Annotated in this window: 19 protein-coding genes; 5 read left to right on the top strand and 14 right to left on the bottom strand. The window is 41.0% G+C overall.

The features are described from left to right. Window positions 1-237: 237 nt before the first annotated feature. The 5 genes from C7Y70_RS08605 to C7Y70_RS08585 all read right to left on the bottom strand — a co-directional run bounded on the left by C7Y70_RS08605 (window position 238) and on the right by C7Y70_RS08585 (window position 2,907). Window positions 238-642: a hypothetical protein gene (locus tag C7Y70_RS08605; RefSeq protein ID WP_167850805.1), complete on the bottom strand. Its 405-nt coding sequence runs from the start codon at window positions 640-642 to the stop codon at window positions 238-240. 170 nt (window positions 643-812) lie between these two features. Continuing rightward, window positions 813-1,310, bottom strand: coding sequence for a hypothetical protein (locus C7Y70_RS08600; RefSeq protein WP_135474397.1), 498 nt, complete (start codon window positions 1,308-1,310; stop codon window positions 813-815). Window positions 1,311-1,408: 98 nt separating this feature from the next. Next, on the bottom strand, window positions 1,409-2,098 hold the full coding sequence (locus C7Y70_RS08595) for a hypothetical protein (RefSeq protein WP_135474395.1): 690 nt from the start codon (window positions 2,096-2,098) through the stop codon (window positions 1,409-1,411). 139 nt (window positions 2,099-2,237) lie between these two features. Next, the gene (locus C7Y70_RS08590) at window positions 2,238-2,543 is read right to left on the bottom strand and encodes a hypothetical protein (protein WP_135474393.1); all 306 of its coding nucleotides are present in this window, start codon (window positions 2,541-2,543) and stop codon (window positions 2,238-2,240) included. A 118-nt stretch (window positions 2,544-2,661) separates the two neighbouring features. Continuing rightward, complete coding sequence (locus tag C7Y70_RS08585; protein WP_135474391.1) at window positions 2,662-2,907, bottom strand: hypothetical protein; 246 nt, start codon at window positions 2,905-2,907, stop codon at window positions 2,662-2,664. Window positions 2,908-3,258: 351 nt separating this feature from the next. On the opposite strand from C7Y70_RS08585, the gene C7Y70_RS08580 reads away from it, so the two are divergent. Beyond that, complete coding sequence (locus tag C7Y70_RS08580) at window positions 3,259-4,221, top strand: integron integrase (protein WP_135474389.1); 963 nt, start codon at window positions 3,259-3,261, stop codon at window positions 4,219-4,221. Window positions 4,222-4,313: 92 nt separating this feature from the next. Here the strand turns inward: C7Y70_RS08580 and C7Y70_RS08575 are convergent, their stop codons facing one another. The 4 genes from C7Y70_RS08575 to C7Y70_RS08560 all read right to left on the bottom strand — a co-directional run bounded on the left by C7Y70_RS08575 (window position 4,314) and on the right by C7Y70_RS08560 (window position 7,854). After that, window positions 4,314-4,982: a GntR family transcriptional regulator gene (locus C7Y70_RS08575; protein ID WP_135474387.1), complete on the bottom strand. Its 669-nt coding sequence runs from the start codon at window positions 4,980-4,982 to the stop codon at window positions 4,314-4,316. A gap of 132 nt (window positions 4,983-5,114) precedes the next feature. After that, window positions 5,115-6,611, bottom strand: coding sequence for an aldehyde dehydrogenase (NADP(+)) (locus tag C7Y70_RS08570; RefSeq protein WP_135474385.1), 1,497 nt, complete (start codon window positions 6,609-6,611; stop codon window positions 5,115-5,117). Window positions 6,612-6,624: 13 nt separating this feature from the next. Beyond that, entirely contained in the window at window positions 6,625-7,626 is a 1,002-nt protein-coding gene (locus tag C7Y70_RS08565; RefSeq protein WP_135474383.1) for a 4-hydroxyproline epimerase, read from the bottom strand. Window positions 7,627-7,629: 3 nt separating this feature from the next. Then, on the bottom strand, window positions 7,630-7,854 hold the full coding sequence (locus tag C7Y70_RS08560; RefSeq protein ID WP_135474381.1) for a hypothetical protein: 225 nt from the start codon (window positions 7,852-7,854) through the stop codon (window positions 7,630-7,632). 269 nt (window positions 7,855-8,123) lie between these two features. On the opposite strand from C7Y70_RS08560, the gene C7Y70_RS08555 reads away from it, so the two are divergent. Next, window positions 8,124-9,413: an FAD-dependent oxidoreductase gene (locus C7Y70_RS08555; protein ID WP_135474379.1), complete on the top strand. Its 1,290-nt coding sequence runs from the start codon at window positions 8,124-8,126 to the stop codon at window positions 9,411-9,413. A 22-nt stretch (window positions 9,414-9,435) separates the two neighbouring features. Continuing rightward, window positions 9,436-10,653: a Xaa-Pro peptidase family protein gene (locus tag C7Y70_RS08550; RefSeq protein ID WP_135474377.1), complete on the top strand. Its 1,218-nt coding sequence runs from the start codon at window positions 9,436-9,438 to the stop codon at window positions 10,651-10,653. Window positions 10,654-10,669: 16 nt separating this feature from the next. Here C7Y70_RS08550 and C7Y70_RS08545 read toward each other — a convergent pair whose 3' ends face one another. Further along, complete coding sequence (locus tag C7Y70_RS08545) at window positions 10,670-11,128, bottom strand: hypothetical protein (protein ID WP_135474410.1); 459 nt, start codon at window positions 11,126-11,128, stop codon at window positions 10,670-10,672. 209 nt (window positions 11,129-11,337) lie between these two features. On the opposite strand from C7Y70_RS08545, the gene C7Y70_RS08540 reads away from it, so the two are divergent. Beyond that, window positions 11,338-11,988 (top strand): DsbA family oxidoreductase, encoded by a 651-nt coding sequence (locus C7Y70_RS08540; protein ID WP_135474375.1) that lies wholly within the window; start codon window positions 11,338-11,340, stop codon window positions 11,986-11,988. A 24-nt stretch (window positions 11,989-12,012) separates the two neighbouring features. Here the strand turns inward: C7Y70_RS08540 and C7Y70_RS08535 are convergent, their stop codons facing one another. After that, on the bottom strand, window positions 12,013-13,344 hold the full coding sequence (locus tag C7Y70_RS08535; protein ID WP_135474373.1) for an AarF/ABC1/UbiB kinase family protein: 1,332 nt from the start codon (window positions 13,342-13,344) through the stop codon (window positions 12,013-12,015). A 567-nt stretch (window positions 13,345-13,911) separates the two neighbouring features. On the opposite strand from C7Y70_RS08535, the gene C7Y70_RS08530 reads away from it, so the two are divergent. Then, window positions 13,912-15,324, top strand: a complete 1,413-nt coding sequence (locus C7Y70_RS08530; RefSeq protein ID WP_099292791.1) for a TIGR00366 family protein — start codon at window positions 13,912-13,914, stop codon at window positions 15,322-15,324. Window positions 15,325-15,382: 58 nt separating this feature from the next. Here C7Y70_RS08530 and ppiC read toward each other — a convergent pair whose 3' ends face one another. The 3 genes from ppiC to ygjK form a co-directional block, all read right to left on the bottom strand. After that, window positions 15,383-15,661 (bottom strand): peptidylprolyl isomerase PpiC, encoded by a 279-nt coding sequence (ppiC, locus tag C7Y70_RS08525; RefSeq protein WP_058561577.1) that lies wholly within the window; start codon window positions 15,659-15,661, stop codon window positions 15,383-15,385. A 43-nt stretch (window positions 15,662-15,704) separates the two neighbouring features. Continuing rightward, window positions 15,705-16,121 carry a DCC1-like thiol-disulfide oxidoreductase family protein gene (locus C7Y70_RS08520; protein WP_135474371.1) on the bottom strand — a complete coding sequence of 139 codons (417 nt, stop codon included), beginning with the start codon at window positions 16,119-16,121 and terminating at the stop codon, window positions 15,705-15,707. 75 nt (window positions 16,122-16,196) lie between these two features. Then, entirely contained in the window at window positions 16,197-18,551 is a 2,355-nt protein-coding gene (gene ygjK / locus C7Y70_RS08515) for an alpha-glucosidase (protein ID WP_245321443.1), read from the bottom strand. Window positions 18,552-18,557: the final 6 nt, after the last annotated feature.

Here is an 18,557-nt window from a genome sequence, read left to right as displayed (position 1 = left end):
TTCTTTTCTATTAGTATCTCTAAATCATGAACGTTTGAATTATCGGCTTTCCATTCATTCAAAATCTCAACCAATTTCACTGAGATCAATTCAATATCTAAGTTTGAATAATGATGAATCAGTTCATCTAAATTCATGGAGAAACCTAACGCCCCAATAATGGGCAAATATCAGTTGGTTAAAATAAGCGACGCAGGAGCAAAAACCAACTGTTATTTGTCCTGATTAATTGGCTTGTTATAACTCACAAGCCACCGTAATTTTTTTTGATTGCACTTTTCCACTTGTGAGGAGAACAAACTCCACTTCATTTTGTACTAAGTTCGAGGTTTCATTACTAGGCTCGCAATCAACCTCCTCACCAAATAGTATATACAGGCTATAGGATGAGGGTATATCAGCTTTTTTCTCGCCGTTTATTCTTAAATTAAGACCGTTAGAATAAACTAAGCCTATATTATTTAAATTAGGAGATTTAAGCCCCTCAAACGATTTTACAGACAACTCCATTTTTACATTATTTATGATGAGTTCGAACCCTGTCATTTCATCTAAATAATTTGAGCCTCTTTTAGCTGTTAACGTGTATTTGTGGTTGCCTTCAAAACCACCTGAAATATTTATTTCATTTGGAATTAACACAACTGGAGAGCTTGCCTGTGCAAAAGCGCAGATTATCACCAATGTTAAAAAGATCGCATATTTCATAGTGAGTTATAACGCCCATTTGAGGCTGATAATAGTTTGCTAAAATGTGTAGCAAAGCGAAACCGAGCAAACTGTTAGCAGTCCCGCTTGAAATTCTTGTTAGGTTACCTTAAGCGACACATACTTTCTGGCGCTTTTTTATAACCTTTAGTTTTACTAATTGAATCGTCTATAGAAGCGATAAATGCCTTTATAACCTTGGGTGTCGGCTCTTCAAAGTTGGAACAATTACATGACCAAGTTATAGAGTGACTTTTATCGCCCAATTTCAAATATACAGTTCTATTAGGGCAAGGTGCACAAACCTCAATTCTTTCCAAATCATCTGAAATTACTAATTTATTTTGATGAGCTATATAATCAGGCAGATCGAAAAAATCAATTTTTTTTGCTTCATTTTGTATTTTTTCAATTTGTAACTTTGTGAGTTCGATTTTAGCAAAATAATCTAAATTATTACCGCATAGCTGCTTATTATAGGCATGAGTAGAGTAGTCGTAAGAATCAAAGACACCTTCAATCTTTAGGTCAAAGTTTTCTACTCGTTGATTCGATGAGCATCCAAACAATAAAAATGTGAGAAGAAAAAAAATATACTTCATTGGTAACCTAACGCCTTGCTAAGCGCGCAAAAAATTGTTGGCTAAAATAGCGAGGAACGAGCAAAAGCCAACTGTTTTTTGTCCGTTTAAGCAACTTGTTATAAGCCAACTTTTGGTAATTTATCCGTTTTAGTTAGCTCGAAGCTTTCCAAGTTTAATAGTGTAGAATATGACACACCAGCCTTTTGATAAACTAGGAATAATTCACCTTTATTTAATAGAGTATGATCCACAATAGATTCTACTTCTTTTATTAATTCTTTATAGCCAGAACCATCAGGATTGGTAATAGCTATTGTTCTTAAGTCACCAGCAGATAAACGATTATCATGATCTGAATCCAGTTGTACGAGTTGATACAAGATAGCAAGAATAGGTTCTTTGGAATTAAAGTCGCCTTTTCTCAATTTGTCACTGCGTTCTATTAAGTAATTTGTATGATCAAACAACCACGTTTTTTGAGACGTTTCGGTGTTAATAAATAAATGATTTCTTGTTGAGTTTGACGATTTGCTGAAATAAGCACGATCGAATGATTGATCAGAATAAAGTGGAATCATTAGTACTTTTCCATCATTTATTTTAGTTAGTTGCCCGAATCTCCAGTTTTCTTTTATTTCAGCGTTTTCTTCAATGTTTACAATATTTCGAGTTGTTCTTTCTCTCGTCACATCCTGAAAAAGTTTAAATGCAACAAATAAAAGAACACCTACAGCAAGTACACCCGCAACTGAAATAACCAGTCCATTGAAGCGCCAAACTAATTTAAAAAACTTATTTTCTTCCATGATACTCCAAACCCTGTATTGGCTTATAACGCTCCCATAAGGGGCGACTGAACGCTGGCTAAACTTAGGAACGTAGTGACGCCAGCCAGCGAGAAGGCGTCCCAGTGAGCCTGCGAACGAATTAATGGGCTTGTTAGACTCAAATTTTTCTTGGACCATTATACTTGTCAATGTATACCGCATAGTTCGCAAAATGACTATGCCTACTTAAATAGTGTGCATAACGTTCGTAATGCCAGCGACAAAAAGCAAGAAAGTCCGATACATCCTCGCCAACAACAACTGAAAGATTCTCCAGCTCGTAAGTTGCTTCCATAAGCTCTTTACACTGTTTTTCATTTGCGCCATTTGCGACGTATAAAACACCTGCAGGCAATTCATGCAACGTATAGTCTAAGTAACTATAAAGCTCAATAAACTTTTCGTATTGCGACTTATTGCTCATGGGTTCCCTTTGAGTCTAACGCCTAATTAACAGGCAAAAAACAATTGGTTAAAATAAGCGACGCAGGAGCAAAAACCAACTGTTTTTTGTCCTTGTTTAATTTCTTGTTATGTTTTGGTTAGCACTCACCTGTCTTATGATTTAGTGCCTGAGTAAGGCTTTCTCTCGTTTTAGAACTGATTGAGTCACTTTTTAAAAGAAGCTCAATATCTGTTTTGAACATTTCCAAATATAAGTCTAGCGTTTCAACATCTTCGTTGGGAATATTAGGTAACGAGCATTCGATATTTTTTAGGTAGCGGTAGTAATACCCTTTATTTAACTGGTTACGTGCCTGCTCGGTGGAAAAAGATTTATATATCATCTCTTTCTTTGTCTGTTCGTTATTTAGAGTGAAGTAAAATAATACCGATAAAATTAGTAATGGAAAAAAAACTGCGGTGTATTTTTTAACTTTACTATTTAAATTGAGCACAAAATCTCCGAAAAACATAACAATTTTGTCTATGACATTTGTCGTTTTATAAACCGATAAATGTCCATATATTACAATGCATTTATCTTAGCCCTCAAATAAACACCTGTAAACAATTAGTTAACTTTGTCTAACTTTTTACAAGTGCAAAAATACCCCAAAATGGTAGAGATCAGTAATATTGGACAAAACACAAAACACTGTCTATATATACAGTTATTTATTTTTGAGATTCACCCTATGAAGTCACCTTTTTTAACTATGATTTCGGAAAAAATGTATTTAAAGCGTTATGCTAAAAGTACCATTAAAGCTTACTTATACTGGATAGCTGCATTTATTCGCTTCAATTCTATGCGACACCCAACAACAATGGGAGATAATGAAGTAGAGCTTTTTTTAAATCATCTAGTTAACCAACAAAATGTTGCACCTAATACGCAAACGCAAGCTTTAAATGCGTTAAGCTTTTTATTTAAGGAGGTCATTAAAAAGCCACTATCGCTATCCTTAGATTTTATCAAGAGCAAACGAGCAACTAAACTCCCCGTCGTTTTAACACAGCAAGAAATAAACCTTTTTTTTAAAGTGTGCTCTGCAAAACATTATTTACCTTGTGGGCTTCTCTATGGCAGTGGCATGCGGCTAATGGAAGTACTGCGTTTGCGTGTGCAGGATATTGATTTTGACTATAACTGCATCCGCATATGGGATGGTAAAGGAGGAAAAAACCGTGTTGTAACGCTTGCAACTGAGCTCATACCGCAAATACGGACACAAATTCAATTAGTAGATAGTTATTTACAGTTAGACCTAAATAACCCGCTATTTTGCGGCGTGTATTTGCCACACTTATTACGTAAAAAATACCCAAATCATAACAAGCAGCTGGGGTGGCAATATTTATTCCCATCTTATAAACTCAGCATTGATCCCCAAAGTAAGCAATTGAGAAGACATCATATAGATGAAAAACAATTACAGCGCGCGGTTAAAAAAGCAGCTTGTGATGCACAAATTAATAAACACGTTACTCCGCATACCTTACGCCATTCTTTTGCAACACATTTACTACAAAGTGGTGCTGATATTAGAACGGTTCAAGCGCAACTAGGCCATAGTGATGTGCGAACAACTCAGATTTATACGCATGTTTTACAACAAGGTGCAAATGGCGTGATTAGCCCATTCTCTAGGTTATAAACAGGTAAAAAGAACAGCTGTATATTTTTGTCAAATAAATTTAACGCGTTAAAGCACATTATATGAATGTGCTAGCAATAGTTTACGAAAAGCTACCTTTTTTCGTCTTCTATTTTAAGTAATAGCTTTTTAATGTCGTTTTTGGCACCCAATATATGCTTTTTCAAAAAATCACAGGCTTTTTTAGTGTCTTTCGCGCGGCAAAACTCTAGTAAAGTACGGTGTTCTTCTGGCGCTGTTGTTAGGCCACCGGCTAACAATATATGCATACGAACATAGCGCTCTGAATTTTTACTATACATATCAACCAGCTCACGAGTTTGTGGGCGTTGTGCGCGCGAATACAATTTGCCATGAAAACGGCTATTTAAATCGCCCGTTGCAAGGTGTGTATCACCTGCGTCCATAGCGCTTTCAAGCTCAGTTAAAATAAGCTCTGCATCAATTAGGTCTTGATCTGTTAAACCGCCTATTGAGTGGCTTAGCAGCTCTGCTTCGAGTAATGCTCTTAAATCAAAAATTTCATCAATTTGTGATGCAGAAAGCTCTGTTGCTGTGGCACCTTTATGGGCCTCAAAGTTAACAAGTCCTTCAGCTTCAAGCTGAAGCAGCGCCTCACGAACAGGAATACGGCTTACATTAAGCTCAGCAGCCAATGCAGCTTGACGAAGCGGATCGCCGGCTTTAATTTCGCCTGTTAATATTTTTTCACGAATTGCTTCTGCAACAAGTTGGGTGCGGGTTTTATGCTCAATTGCCATGGTGTTCCTTAAACATTGCATTTAGCATACATTATACCCAAGTAACATGAGATGCCAAGTTAGATTCAGTCCACAGCCACCGTTCATAAAGGAATGCGGGAATATGCAATATTGACTCCCGCATTAATTACTTTATGCCTGATAACAAATAGGGCGCATAAAACGTAACATTGCATTTGTACCTACAGAAGTACTACGTACATCTGTTGAGCTTGGGAATGGCCCACCGTGGTTCATTGAGCCGCAGACTTCAACGCCTGTTGGCATCTGATTTTTTATCAAACGACCCACTTTATATTGCAGCGTTTCAATAAGGCTATCGGCTTTATTTAAGTCAGCGTCGGTACCATGCACACTAGCGGTTAGCTGCCCTTGCAATTGATTTACTAATGTCATGAGCTGCTGTTCACTGTCGTAGCGCACAACTAACGCCGCAGGGCCAAACACTTCTTCTTGTAAAGCTGGAGTTGCTAAGTAGTCATCGCCGTTGCACGCGAATACATGTGCATTGGCATGAAACGCCTGTGCAAGTTTGCCTGCACCTAACACACTGACCTTATCAAGCTGGCTACGCGCTGCTATTTGGTGTTTAAACGTGTTAACAATCCCCGGAGTGAGTAACGTGTCTGACGGGGCATCATCAATGCACGCTGTAATGTGTGCTTCAAGCTCATCACATCCCGTTGGCACTAACCACAACCCTGGGCTGGTACAAAATTGCCCGTTGCCCATCAGCATTGACTGGCAAAGTGACTGTGCAATTTCTTTACTCTGTTCAATTGCTTTATTAGGTAGAATAACTTGGGGGTTAATACTGCCAAGCTCACCATAAAATGGGATGGGTTCTTCACGCTTTGCAATGGTCGCTTGCAGTTTACTAGCAACGTTAAATGAGCCAGTGAACCCAACCGCTTTAATTTCCGGCGCAGCAACGAGCTGATGCGACATGTCATACGCCTTACTTTGCACCATTGCAAACACGCCTAATGGCATCGCACACTCTTTTATAGCGGCAAGCGCCGCGCGTGCCATAAGCTCACCGGTTCCCGGGTGCGCTGTATGATTTTTTACAATCACTGGGCAACCTGCTGCCAGTGCTGCTGCCGTGTCGCCACCGAGTGTTGAAAAGGCATACGGGAAATTAGATGCGCCAAATACGGCCACAGGCCCAAGCGGTAAATAATTAAGCTCTGTATGTGGTTTTGGTAACGGTGCTCTTGCGGCATCGGCTTCGTCCACAACTTTTAAACCCAATGGTGATTCAGGGTTTTCACGCAAAGCACTGGCAAATGCCTTAAGTTGATTAACGGTTCGCATGCGCTCGCCTTGCAAACGCATCATGGGTAGATTGGTTTCTTGATGAGTTTGCTCAAGTAGCTCATCCCCTAGCGCCAATATGTGATCTGCAATACACGTTAAAAAATCTGCTCGTTGCGCAAAGCTGGTTTTACGATACTCATAAAAAGCCGATTGCGCGGCTGCTATCGCCCCGTCTAATTCAGCGGCACTCAGATTAAAAAAGCGTGTGGAGAGGGGTTCATTGCGCGCTGGGGAAAATGCGTTAAATTCACCATTCGCTGAATCACCAATCCATTGTCCTGCTACTAAACTTTGTCCTGTTAATGTCATGTTTTGCTCCTGATTAAATTACTTGAAACCCAAATGCATATGGGTCATCGTCATCAACGGTGATCGTGCTTGTGCCCGTCACTCTAGACCAACCTTGAATACTTGGCAGGATGGCTGTGATACCTGCGATTTCTGTTACCTGTTCAATGCAACCAATAAACTGGCTGCCGATATAACTTTCGTGGATAAAATTTTGCCCTTGAGCCAATTGCCCCTTGGCAAATAGTTGCGCCATACGCGCACTAGTGCCTGTGCCACAGGGCGAACGATCAATGGCTTTATCACCATAAAAAACAGCATTGGCGGCGTCTGAATTGGCATTTTTAGGTGTGCCTGTCCATAAAACGTGGCTTGCACCTTGAACAGTTGAGTCAAGCGGATGAACACATTTCGTTTTTATATTTATGGCATCGCGTACCTGTGGGCTGTACTTTAAAATTTGCCCTGCGGTTAAGTGTTCAATGCCTTTATAATTCCCCTGCGGTTCAACAATAATGTAGAAGTTGCCACCATAGGCAATATCTACTTTAAGCGCGCCTAACTCAGGCACTTCAATTTCAATTGATTGATGTGCTAGGTACGCTGGCACATTATAAATTTTTACCCACTGAACTTTACCGCCAGTCATTTCATAATTGACTTCAACGCGCCCTGCCGGTGTATCGAGTTTTAATGTTCCTGGCACGTGTGCATGCAACAAGCCATGCTCTAACGCAAACGTGACAATGCCCATCGTGCCGTGACCACACATGGGTAAGCACCCTGATGTTTCAACGAATAAAATAGCCGCATCGCCATCCTCTTTGGTAGGTGGATATAAGAATCCGCCCGACATCATATCGTGGCCACGAGGCTCAAACATAAGCGCTTGGCGTATCCAGTCATGATTTTGCAAAAAGTCTTGGCGCTTTTCACTCATGCTTTCCCCACTTAATTGCGGGTGACCACTGGTTATTAGCCGTACAGGGTTGCCACAGGTATGGCCGTCAATACAAAAAAAGGTCCCTTTGAGCATAACTTAGTCCAACTTAAATTTTGTTAAAGCAATACGGTTTGTCATTGCTTGCGTGTAAAGCGAGACGGCAGTCGTGTTCTCGTTTGCTGCATCCAGTTCAATAATACTGTGAACGCCTTCATTATTTAGCTCATCGATCATCTTTGCTGTTGTTGCAAATTTAATGGCGTCTGATGCATTGAACTGAGTCGGTGCTGCTAAAAAGACCCCTTGCCAATTTACTGTCATTTTAATTACCTGATTGATGTTTAGGCTTGATATAGTAAGTATATTGTATACAATAATCAATATCCTATTTTAACATTCCGTTAGTCATTGGTTTAAAAGGGCCTATATGGCGCAGCAAGAAAAAGGCTAAACAACTGAAATAAAATAATAAAGAATCAAACTAACAACGTTAAATAATCATATTTCGTAATTTAAAAAACTAAATGCAATATTGAGATAGGCAAAGATTTATCGGCCAAAATAGCGAATTGCATAAAGAGGTAATTATTTTGGCAGATCAAAGTACAGAACAGATTGGGGTCATTGGAGCGGGTGTGATTGGTATTTGTTGCGCGCTAAACTTACAACGAGCTGGCTTTGCCGTCACTTTGTACGATGAAAACGGTCTAGCTCAAGGGTGCTCTAAGGGAAATGCGGGGCATTTTGCGACAGAACAAGTATTTCCCTTAGCGCATGCATCGGTACTTAAAAAGCTCCCTTCTATGTTGTTAAACCCACTGGGTCCACTGCGTATTGATTGGCGTTATACTATTAAGGCACTACCATGGTTTTGGTTATTTCTAAAAAATATGAATAACAAAACCTATACAGCCAACTCGTTGGCATTAAAAGCGCTAAATCAACATGCGATTACAGCCTATGACCAATTGCTAAGTAACTATAATTTAGACTATCTAATCACTAAAAAAGGCAGTTTACTGACCTTTGAAAAAACCCCGATTGAACAGATAACTAGCTTATTAGAGAGTTTTCAAACGCACGATATAAGTGTTGAACTGCTCAATTCAAAACAAGTTCAGCAACTTGAACCTAACTTAGCACCCACAATTAAGCACGCTTTATTATTTAATGACGTGGCACACAGCGTTGATCCGCACTTATTTTGCGTAACATTAGCGGAGCAATTTATTGCCCTTGGGGGGCAGTTTTGTCAACAAAAAGTGACCGCGATTGAGCAAGCTGAACTTGGGTATACACTCAAAGGCGAGCAACAACAATTTACCGCTGACAAAGTGGTTATTGCCGCTGGCGCATGGAGTAAATCGCTTATTAAGCCCCTTGGTTATAAAGTCCCGCTGGATACTGAACGCGGGTACCATTGCATGCTAGCAAGTAACTATGGCCTTTCTCGCCCTGTCGCCTCTGCTGAGCGTAACTTTATAATGACCCCCATGAGCCAAGGTTTGCGAATAGCGGGGACGGTGGAATTTGCAGGCACACAGCGCAAAATGAACAACAAACGTGCACTGGCATTATTGCCGCACGCTAAAGCGATGCTTAAAAAATCAGCCTCATCATTGCATGCTCACAGTACGTGGATGGGCTGTCGCCCTTCTTTACCTGACTCATTGCCGGTTATTGGTGAAGCCCCTTTTCATCCTAATATTTTCTTTGCATTTGGACATCAACATTTGGGGTTAACACAAGGTGCGGTCACTGGGGAGTTAATTACTTCACTGTGTTTAAGACACCCTACAAAAATAGACATTAAACCATATTGCATTAGCCGATTTTCAACGCATGCGGCTTGCAGTTCACCCATCCCACACGCACAATAGCCCCATTAACGAGGAGAGCATTATGACGACCACAGGTATTGGTACTCAATCTAAAGAGCAGGCACTGGCGAGTCTCAGTGATATGACTAAAGATTTGCAGCCCATTCAAGCGCAAGAACACCTAGAGCGCATTAAAACAGCGCAAACTTACATGCAAGCAAATGGCATCGATGCCATTTATTTAAATGCAGGCACAAACCTAACTTACTTTACCGGTATGCGCTGGTATGCCAGTGAGCGTATGGTTGGGGCAATTTTACCCGCCAAAGGTGACGTACAATACATTGCGCCTTACTTTGAAATTGGCTCACTGAATGGCTTTAAAGTGATTGATGGCCCAATTCGTGGCTGGCAAGAGCATGAAAGCCCATACCAACTATTTGTCGATGTCATTAAGGAGATGGGCATTGCACAAGATGGCACAATTGGGATTGATGAAAGCGCCCAGTTTTTTATTTTTGATGGCATCAACAAAGCACAAAATGGCTTAAAACTAGTTAATGCACAACCTGTCACTGCGCATTGCCGTATGCATAAATCAGCCAATGAGCTGAAACTAATGCAACGTGCTATGGATATGACACTCGCTGTACACCAAGCAACCGCGAGCATGTTACACGAAGGTATTAGCACCACAGAAGTGGAAGCCTTCATCAAGCAAGCTCACCAAAAGGTAGGCGCGCCGGGTAATTATTTTTGTATTGTGTTATTTGGTGTTGCCACCTCTTTCCCGCATGGGGTAAAAGATGCACAAATCCTTAAAAAAGGCGACATGGTATTGATTGATACTGGCTGTAAAGTACATGATTACCTGTCTGACATCACGCGAACGTATGTGTTTGGTGAAGCAACAGAGCGTCAACGCCAGTTTTGGGATTACGAAAAAGCGGCCCAAATTGCTGCATTTAAAGTTGCTCAAATCGGGCAAACATGTGAAGCGGTCGATGCCGGTGCTCGCAATTACTTAGCTTCACAAGGATTAGGCCCTGAGTATCAAACACCAGGCTGTCCACACCGTACAGGCCATGGTATAGGGTTGGATATTCACGAATGGCCTTATTTAGTAGGCGGAGATAAAACTCCACTTGCACCTGGTATGTGCTTTAGTAATGAGCCTATGCTGGTTGTGCCAGACGAATTTGGTATTCGTTTGGAGGACCATTTTTACATGACTGACGAAGGACCTAAATGGTTTACGGAGCCTGCGCATAGTATTGATGACCCATTTGGTTTAGGTTAAAAACCTCACGATCGGCCTACATGGCTGATCGTGTTAGTAACTCATTATTTTCGCACCATTGGTTTGGTGCTTTTACCAATGTTGCTTTATCTGCTACACGTACTTTAACGCATTGGGTATCTGAGGGTAATTGCTCTTTTTGCACAACCCAAAATTCGCCTTGCTTTTGAGTAAATAATTGGTATTCGTATGCCTCATCACTGCCTTCAAATAAAGCAGTAAATAAACCGCCAACCAGTGCACCAGCTATACCACCTGCAATCATATCTTCGCGATTACCATCTAACTCATCGATTACCCCTACTGTTGCGCCAATCATCATGCCGTTGAACACATCTGACGATAGCTGAACCGGTTTTGTCGATTGAACTTGCGCATAATATTCAGTGACTATTCTATTTTCTTCAGCTCGATCAACACCCGGGCCTGCAGCACAACCTGTTAATAATAGTAAAACGATAAATGCCTTGTTCATCATGTTGTCCTTTGGATTGTTTTCATTTGTCTAATAATGAGTTTATTGGGTTTTAAAATTAAATCTGTTCAAGAGTGTTTTAAAGATGTAAGAAACTGTGCAATTAATGCATTGAACTCACCTTAATTGACAATCTCTGCTGTGTTGCCTTGAACTTTGTGATGTGTGCCTGCATATCCTCACTATATTGTTCAAAACAGGCTACCCCAATGAAAAAGCTAAAAATCGATATTGTTTCTGACGTAATGTGCCCGTGGTGCATTATAGGCTATAAAAACCTTGAATCTGCATTAGCTCAATTGAGTGACAAGTTTGACGCTGAAATAAGCTGGAAGCCCTTCGAACTGAATCCTGATATGCCCATTGAAGGACAAGATTTAAATGAACATTTAGCGCAAAAATATGGCCTAACTGAAGCGCAAGGCGATGCAAATCGAAAGCATATTTTAGAGATGGGTGAAAAAGCAGGGTTTACCTTTAACCTTGATGGTAACCGCATCATGATCAATAGTTTTGATCTCCATCGTTTACTGACTTGGGCAGCAACTGAAGGTAAACAAACCGAATTAAAGCTGGCATTCTTTAAAGCACATTTTACCGATTTGGTGTATTTAAACGAACAAGAAAGCCAATTAAATGTGGTGCAAAGTGTTGGCCTTGATAGAGACCGTGCAAAAGAAATATTAGATTCAGGTGAATATTTTCAAGCGGTACGTAGCGAACAAAATGCCTTACAACAAATGGGTATAACGTCTGTCCCTACGTTTATTATCAACGACGAATATGCACTAACTGGTGGACAACCAAGCGATGCATTTGTACAAGCATTCGAGCAAATAGCAGAGCAAGACAGTCAATAACGCTTTAACACCACGTAATGCTAGTTACATGGTGCTCGCAGACTCATAGTCAGCTAAAAATGCTTGATACAGCTGATAGACATTTACCTTTGCATTAAGCTTTGCGGCAATCAAATACAAGCCAGCAAGTTTGCGGTGAACAAACAGTGCATCAATGGGCGGTGAATGCCATTGCTGTTTTTGTGTGCTCATTTCAAGGCCTTTATCGCGTATTTGTTTAGCGAGTGGGCTTGCTGCAAAGTCATAGGCCTCATCAATTAAAAGCGGCTCACACGCCAATTTAAATATGTTAAGTACATTTTTTTTGTAGTGCTGGTCTATTTGACTATCAAAATAACCTATTTGCTCTGCGGCGAGTGCTATCTCTTTTTCATCATTCTCAATTGCGCCCGCAAAGAGTTTGAAATAACCGTCACAAATAACCTTTGGTAATGGCCGTGTTGCACCAAAATCAAGTAGCACAACCGTTTCTGAAGCAGGTTGATATAAATAGTTAGCAAAATTAGGATCTGTTTGAACGGTATTAAATTGCAGCAATTCGTAGAAAAACAACTGTATTAAATCACGGGCGAGATTATCTCTTTGTGCTTGATTCAACTCAACGCACTCATCAAGGTCAATACCATCTACAAACTCCATAGCAAGTACCTGTTTTGTGCTGAGTTCAGGGTAGGTTTGTGGCACTTTAAATTGCGCAAACGGTGCAAGATAGCGCTGGTATACCTTTAAAAAATCAGCCTCACGTTCGTAATCTGCTTCATCCAACAGCTGCTGCTTAGCTTCGGCTATTAGGGGGTCTATATCTATATGCTTAGGCAGTAGACCACTGAGCTTTAGCAAGCTGGCTAAATTATCAACATCACTTTCAATACTTTTAGCAATGCCTGGGTATTGCACCTTAATCGCCAACGCTTCGCCATTTTCTAAATTTGCTTTGTGTACTTGCCCTATCGAAGCGGCAGCAAACGGCTTAAGCTCAATGTGTGAAAGCTTGTCAAGCCACCCTTCTCCCCATTGTGACTTAAACACACTTACAAGTTGTTTGTGTGGCATTGCATGGCCATCAGATCGCAACCTCGCTAGCAATTGGCTCAGCTCGGGAGGCAACAGCTCACCTGAATCCATTGATAATAACTGTCCAAGCTTCATCGCCGCGCCACGTAATTGTGCAAGCTGTTCGGCAAGATTCTCTATATTTTTAGAAGACATTATTAACGATTGCCGATTAAGCTTTTCACCCTTCGCCACTGATCTTGCACCATCAAGCAACACATTACCGGCGACTTTTGATGCCAGTAAGCCAAATTTACTTAACCTTGCAAATCGCGATGTTGGCACCGATTTTGACTGACTCATACACTATCACGCTTAAAAAACTGTTTATTAATTGGGTATATCTTACGCCAAGGCACACTATTTAGATCCCTTTAAGCACGCTATAAAAATACACTACTTATATACCCAAGCCACCTCAAGATGCAGAATTCAGCGTTTCACAGGGGCTCAATATCAAGGCGTTACTTTGCAACAATGGCCATCCCTTTTAAGAAGGAACAACGATGAGAGTAAGTTCCTGTGAAACGCCCAACGGGTTGGTTTAAAAGTGATTTATACTGCGTTATTGATTTTAACAATAGAACCACTATTTCTTGCAATCAATGCCTTGCCTAAATCGCTTTTAATTCCAACGACGCTCGCATCTTGAGGTGGTTTGGGTATACGCCATAAACTAAAAAGTTAATGTTAATAACCAGTTACTAAGGCGTTTTAAATCTTTTTTAAAGGCAGGCTCTATTATTGTTACATTCCTTTACAGACAACTGTCCCTTTTTTAATTTTGACCGAGTAAGTCGTGGTATTCTCCTTCGCAAAAATCAGCACATGTCGTCATTTGCTGTCTTAATTAAAAAATATGGAGAACGTATGAGTAATACCTTCAAAGTCCCGCATACTTTGATTTTACTGCTTGGTATGATGGTTATTGCATTGGGTGCAACGTGGATAGTACCGCAAGGCTTTTTTGATACCACTTTGACTGAAAATGGCCGTGAAATGGTCATGGCTGGCACCTACCAAACCGTGGCAGAGCGCCATTACTTAACCCCTTGGGATTTATTAAAAGCTATCCCGCGTGCTTTTGCCGCCGCACAAGACGTGATCTTCTTCGTATTAATTGTGGGTGGCGTATTGGCTATTGCGCGTGCTACTGGCACCGTTGATGCACTTATTGGTCGTTTACTTGAACGCCATGGCGAAAAACCACAACGCTTAATATTTATGGTGGTCTTTTGTTTTGCGTTAGCTTCTAGCAGCATTGGTACAGCCGGTGAATACATTCCCTTTGTATTAATTTTAGTCGCGTTATGTAAAGCAATGAGACTCGATGCAATGACCGCTGTAGGCATGATTGTTGCCGGATATGGTATTGGCTATGGGGTCTCGGCGTTTAACCCTTTTACCGTACTCATTGCACAACAAATTGCTGAAGTACCTGTATATTCAGGTCTATGGTTGCGGTTGGCAATCTTTGTGCCGTTTGTACTGATTGGTTTTCATCATGTATGGCAATACACTAAACGTGTTGCGGCAGATCCAAGCAAATCAATGATGCTTGACGTGCCATGCCCATTAAATGATAAAGCTACTCCCCATTACCCTGCACTTGCGATGCGCCATAAACTGATATTAGGTAGTTTCATTATTACCTTGGGTATTGCAGTATGGGGCATTGCTACCAAGGGATGGTACTTATACGAATTAGGCGGTGTCTTTATTGCTTGGGGTGCTGTAATTGCGATTCTTGGGCGTTTATCTGCTGATGAAACAGCTAATCGCTTTATTGAAGGCGTGTCTGATCTTGTAACTACGGCCATTTTAATTGGTGTGGCAAGAGGTATTGCGTTAATCCTCGAAGACGGTCAAATTTTACATAGTTTAGTGCACGGTATGTCACTGCCGTTATCGTATGTGAGTGCTGAAATATCAGCCATTGGCATGTTAGTCATTCAAACCTTGCTTAACACCTTTATTCCTTCAGGCTCTGGCCAAGCATACGTGACTATGCCACTGATGGCGCCGCTGGGCGATCTTGTCGGTGTCCCACGCCAAGTTGCTGTGTTGGCTTATCAATTTGGTGATGGCTTTTCAAATATGATCATTCCTACCAATGCGGTATTAATGGGCATATTAGGTATGGCGGGTGTCCCTTATGGGCACTGGTTCCGTTTTTGTTTACCGCTATTATTAAAATTAATGACGGCAGCGTCAATTGTATTGGTACTGGCTGTTATGTTTGGGTACGGCCTTGATGTGCAACCCACGGCAATCGCTGGATAAACGCAGCCACTTTTAAAAACAAAAAACCACCGTTGCGGTGGTTTTTTGTTTTACTCATTTAAGTACGATAAAGCACTTTAATGACATGCCAACCAAATTTTGTTTTAACTAAATGCGGTTCAAGAATTTCACCATTAAACGCTATTTTATCAAATTGAGGCACCATTTGACCGCGTTTGAACTCTCCTAAATCCCCCCCTTTTTTACCTGACGGGCACGTAGAATGTTTTTTTGCGAGGACTTGAAACTTAGCGCCTTTTTTAAGTTGCTTGATAATGTCTTCGGCAAGCTCTTTGTGCTTAACCAAAATATGAAGTGCATGGGCGGTGCTGGCCATAATGTATCTCTACTAAACTAAACTGCGCTGATTTTATCATTTATTATAAATAATGTCGTTGCTCTCCACGATTAGGTAAACGACAGTAGTCAAATTTGCCAAATAAGTGATAACGATTAAACGCCACACGGTCATACCCCCAATCGCGCAATTGTTTGGGTATTAAATTCAAGATTAACACTGCGCGCCATGGCCAACCTAATTGACTCAATACACGAATGACGGCATCACTTTGTGTGTAGCAGTGTTCATTATCAACATACACCATACTTTTCACGTTATCGGTCGAGTAACCAAAATAACTAAGCACAGCGTGGCCTTTGTGTGACTGCACACTGCACAGTTTAAAACGCGCTTTTTTGTCGCGTTTAATAATAAAATTACACCATGCATCACATAACTTACACTGACCATCAAATAAAATGACGTGTTTATTTTGAATCAGCTTTTGAACATTCATCGCTTATACAGTCGCACTTTCATAATATTGTTTAGTAGTAAACATGCACTAAATTAACATAATAAGCAACGCTTGCTATTGGCACCATTGCCCCTGTTTCTGCGCAATTAACAACAAGTGTGCTGCACTCCATGAAAAGTTTGGTGCCCCTTGCTGTTCGCCTGTAAGCGGGTTGTAATTTTCGCGAATGGGTGCGGTTGATAGGATGCCATCAGCGTTGGCTAATAATTTTTCACTTAACTGTTGCGCTTGAGTACAATATCCATAATGACTCATTCCAATCAAGCCAAAATAAAGTTGATCCAGCCACACTCTACCACGCCAATAGATGTCAGCACCAAAGGCTGGGCTGCTCAATGCTGCGCTCCCAAGTGGCACACGTGTGTTAAATTCGTTTTCGTTTAACATTACTTGTATCACTTTATCTGCTTGCTCAACTCGTGCAACTTGGTTAAACAACGGTGACCAACCTTCAGGGCCTTTGCCTCGCTTAACCAGTGGCTTGCCAGCACAGCCATTATTCAGCGGTTTGTCCTCTATTTTTATGTCATAGTAAAACCCTGTTTTGTCATCAAACATACAGGTATTAATATAGTCTCTGAGTTGCGTAGCTCGCTTTAAAAAGTAACTGGCCTGATGCGGATAGTTAAGCTGTTTGGCTATTTTTCCTAAGTAGCGGTTATCTGCGGCCATATATGAGGCTTGGTCAACTGACTCTTGTAATAGTGAGTACCCTACCAAAGTTCCATTCAGGTTAGTGTTTTGGGCAAAACCCACTTGCCAATCATTGGCTTGGCCACCTTGCTCAATATAATCAGTAAGTTGTTTAGGGCTAATAAACCCAAACACCCCTGCATCATCGCGGCCTGATTCCCAAGAAGCAGCTGTTTGTGCAGGCACCTTAATTTGTGTCAATTCATTTTTTGCACGCTCAGCTTCATACTGCTTTAAACCATGTTGAGTATGCCACTTTGCCTCTTTTTTCACTTCAAATATTAACTCACCATCTGGTGTGTTATGCGCTTTATCGAGGGTTGCGCCATATTCAGGCACGCCATTTTTATTATGGTCTCGGTTACTTAACCACCAATTACGGTATGCAACTAGTTTGGGGTACATTTGCGCTAGCCACTCACTGTCATTAGTATGCTTGAACACTTGCCATACTGCCCATGCAGCTAAGCTGGGTTTAGTATTTCTTTCATTCCAATTAGTACCATCGCCACCGCGTTCAGGACTTAAGTTGTAAGCAACTAAGTCAGGAACAAACCCCGCATCCCATGGCCTTATCGAATCATCGGCGTGTATTTGATGCTCAAATACGGTATTTAAGTTTTGCTTTGCCAACTGAGGATGAAAGGTCGCTAATGCAAATGCTTGTTTATAACTATCCCATGGCCAAGTTTGGTTGCCAGAAAACCAGCGCCCTGTAACTGCGGGGCTTACCGTGTCATAACTAAGCGCACCTGCGGCACTACGCCAATTACTAATCAACGTTTCTACACTTTTAACCGCTAACTTTAGGTACTGTGTTTGCTCTGAAGCAATATCCTCTGTCGCGTGGTAGATGTAACCTTGCCAGCGTAATTTGCTGCGAGTCATATAATAATCTGGCCGCTTTAAAATGTCTGCAATAACAGGTTTTTCAGACTTTTCTTCTTGCTCATTAAGAAGGTATGAGTAAGTGGTAAAAAAGGTTTTACTTTTAGCAATATATGCACGGCTTGAATAGCTCATATCATCATGCGTGGTTTTTACAGGCAGTGTTTTATGCAGCTGTAACTGTGAACTGCCTGAGGTGAGTAAATGGCCAAAGTCACGCACTTTACCAAAATTAAGGATGAGGCTGTTAGCTGAAACATTCCATCTAGGCAAGAAGTTAGGGTGTACTTTAAAAGGTGAACGAAGATCAATCGCTTTTCCATTTTTCGCACTTAGATGGTTAACAAGTTCACCTTCAAAATACAATGTGAGTGGTAGCTGTGTCGTTATTTGAGTTTTAACCAACGACGTGCGATTACTCACAAAACGAAGAGTTAGCGTAATCGCTACTCCTTCCCCTTTGAGTTCTTGTACCAGTGCACCAGGCACACTGTATGCCTGCATCGTTAACTCAATTTTATTCGCGCTGTTAATACTATCGCCTTTATAAACACTCAGCTTTTCAAAGTAAGGCGCAATAAAATTAAGGTATTCTTCTGTCACAAGCGCAGGGCCACTGAATCCACCCGCATGCTCTTTATCTGGAAGCAAATGGCCATGCCATGCGCCTAGATCAAACAGCGGACTAAAGCGTTGATGACCGCCTTGCTCAAAATCTTGCATGTAATAGGGAGTGCCCGTTCTATTGATGAGATTTTTATAGCTCGGCTCACTGTTTGCATTTGTTTTTATACTCATCATTAGCATAGCTAGCACAAGTATGTTCACATAGTT

The organism is Pseudoalteromonas sp. KS88 (assembly GCF_004766475.1).
Classification (GTDB): domain Bacteria; phylum Pseudomonadota; class Gammaproteobacteria; order Enterobacterales; family Alteromonadaceae; genus Pseudoalteromonas.
Note: the sequence above shows the minus strand (reverse complement) of the source record. Positions and strands in the feature narration are given on the sequence as shown.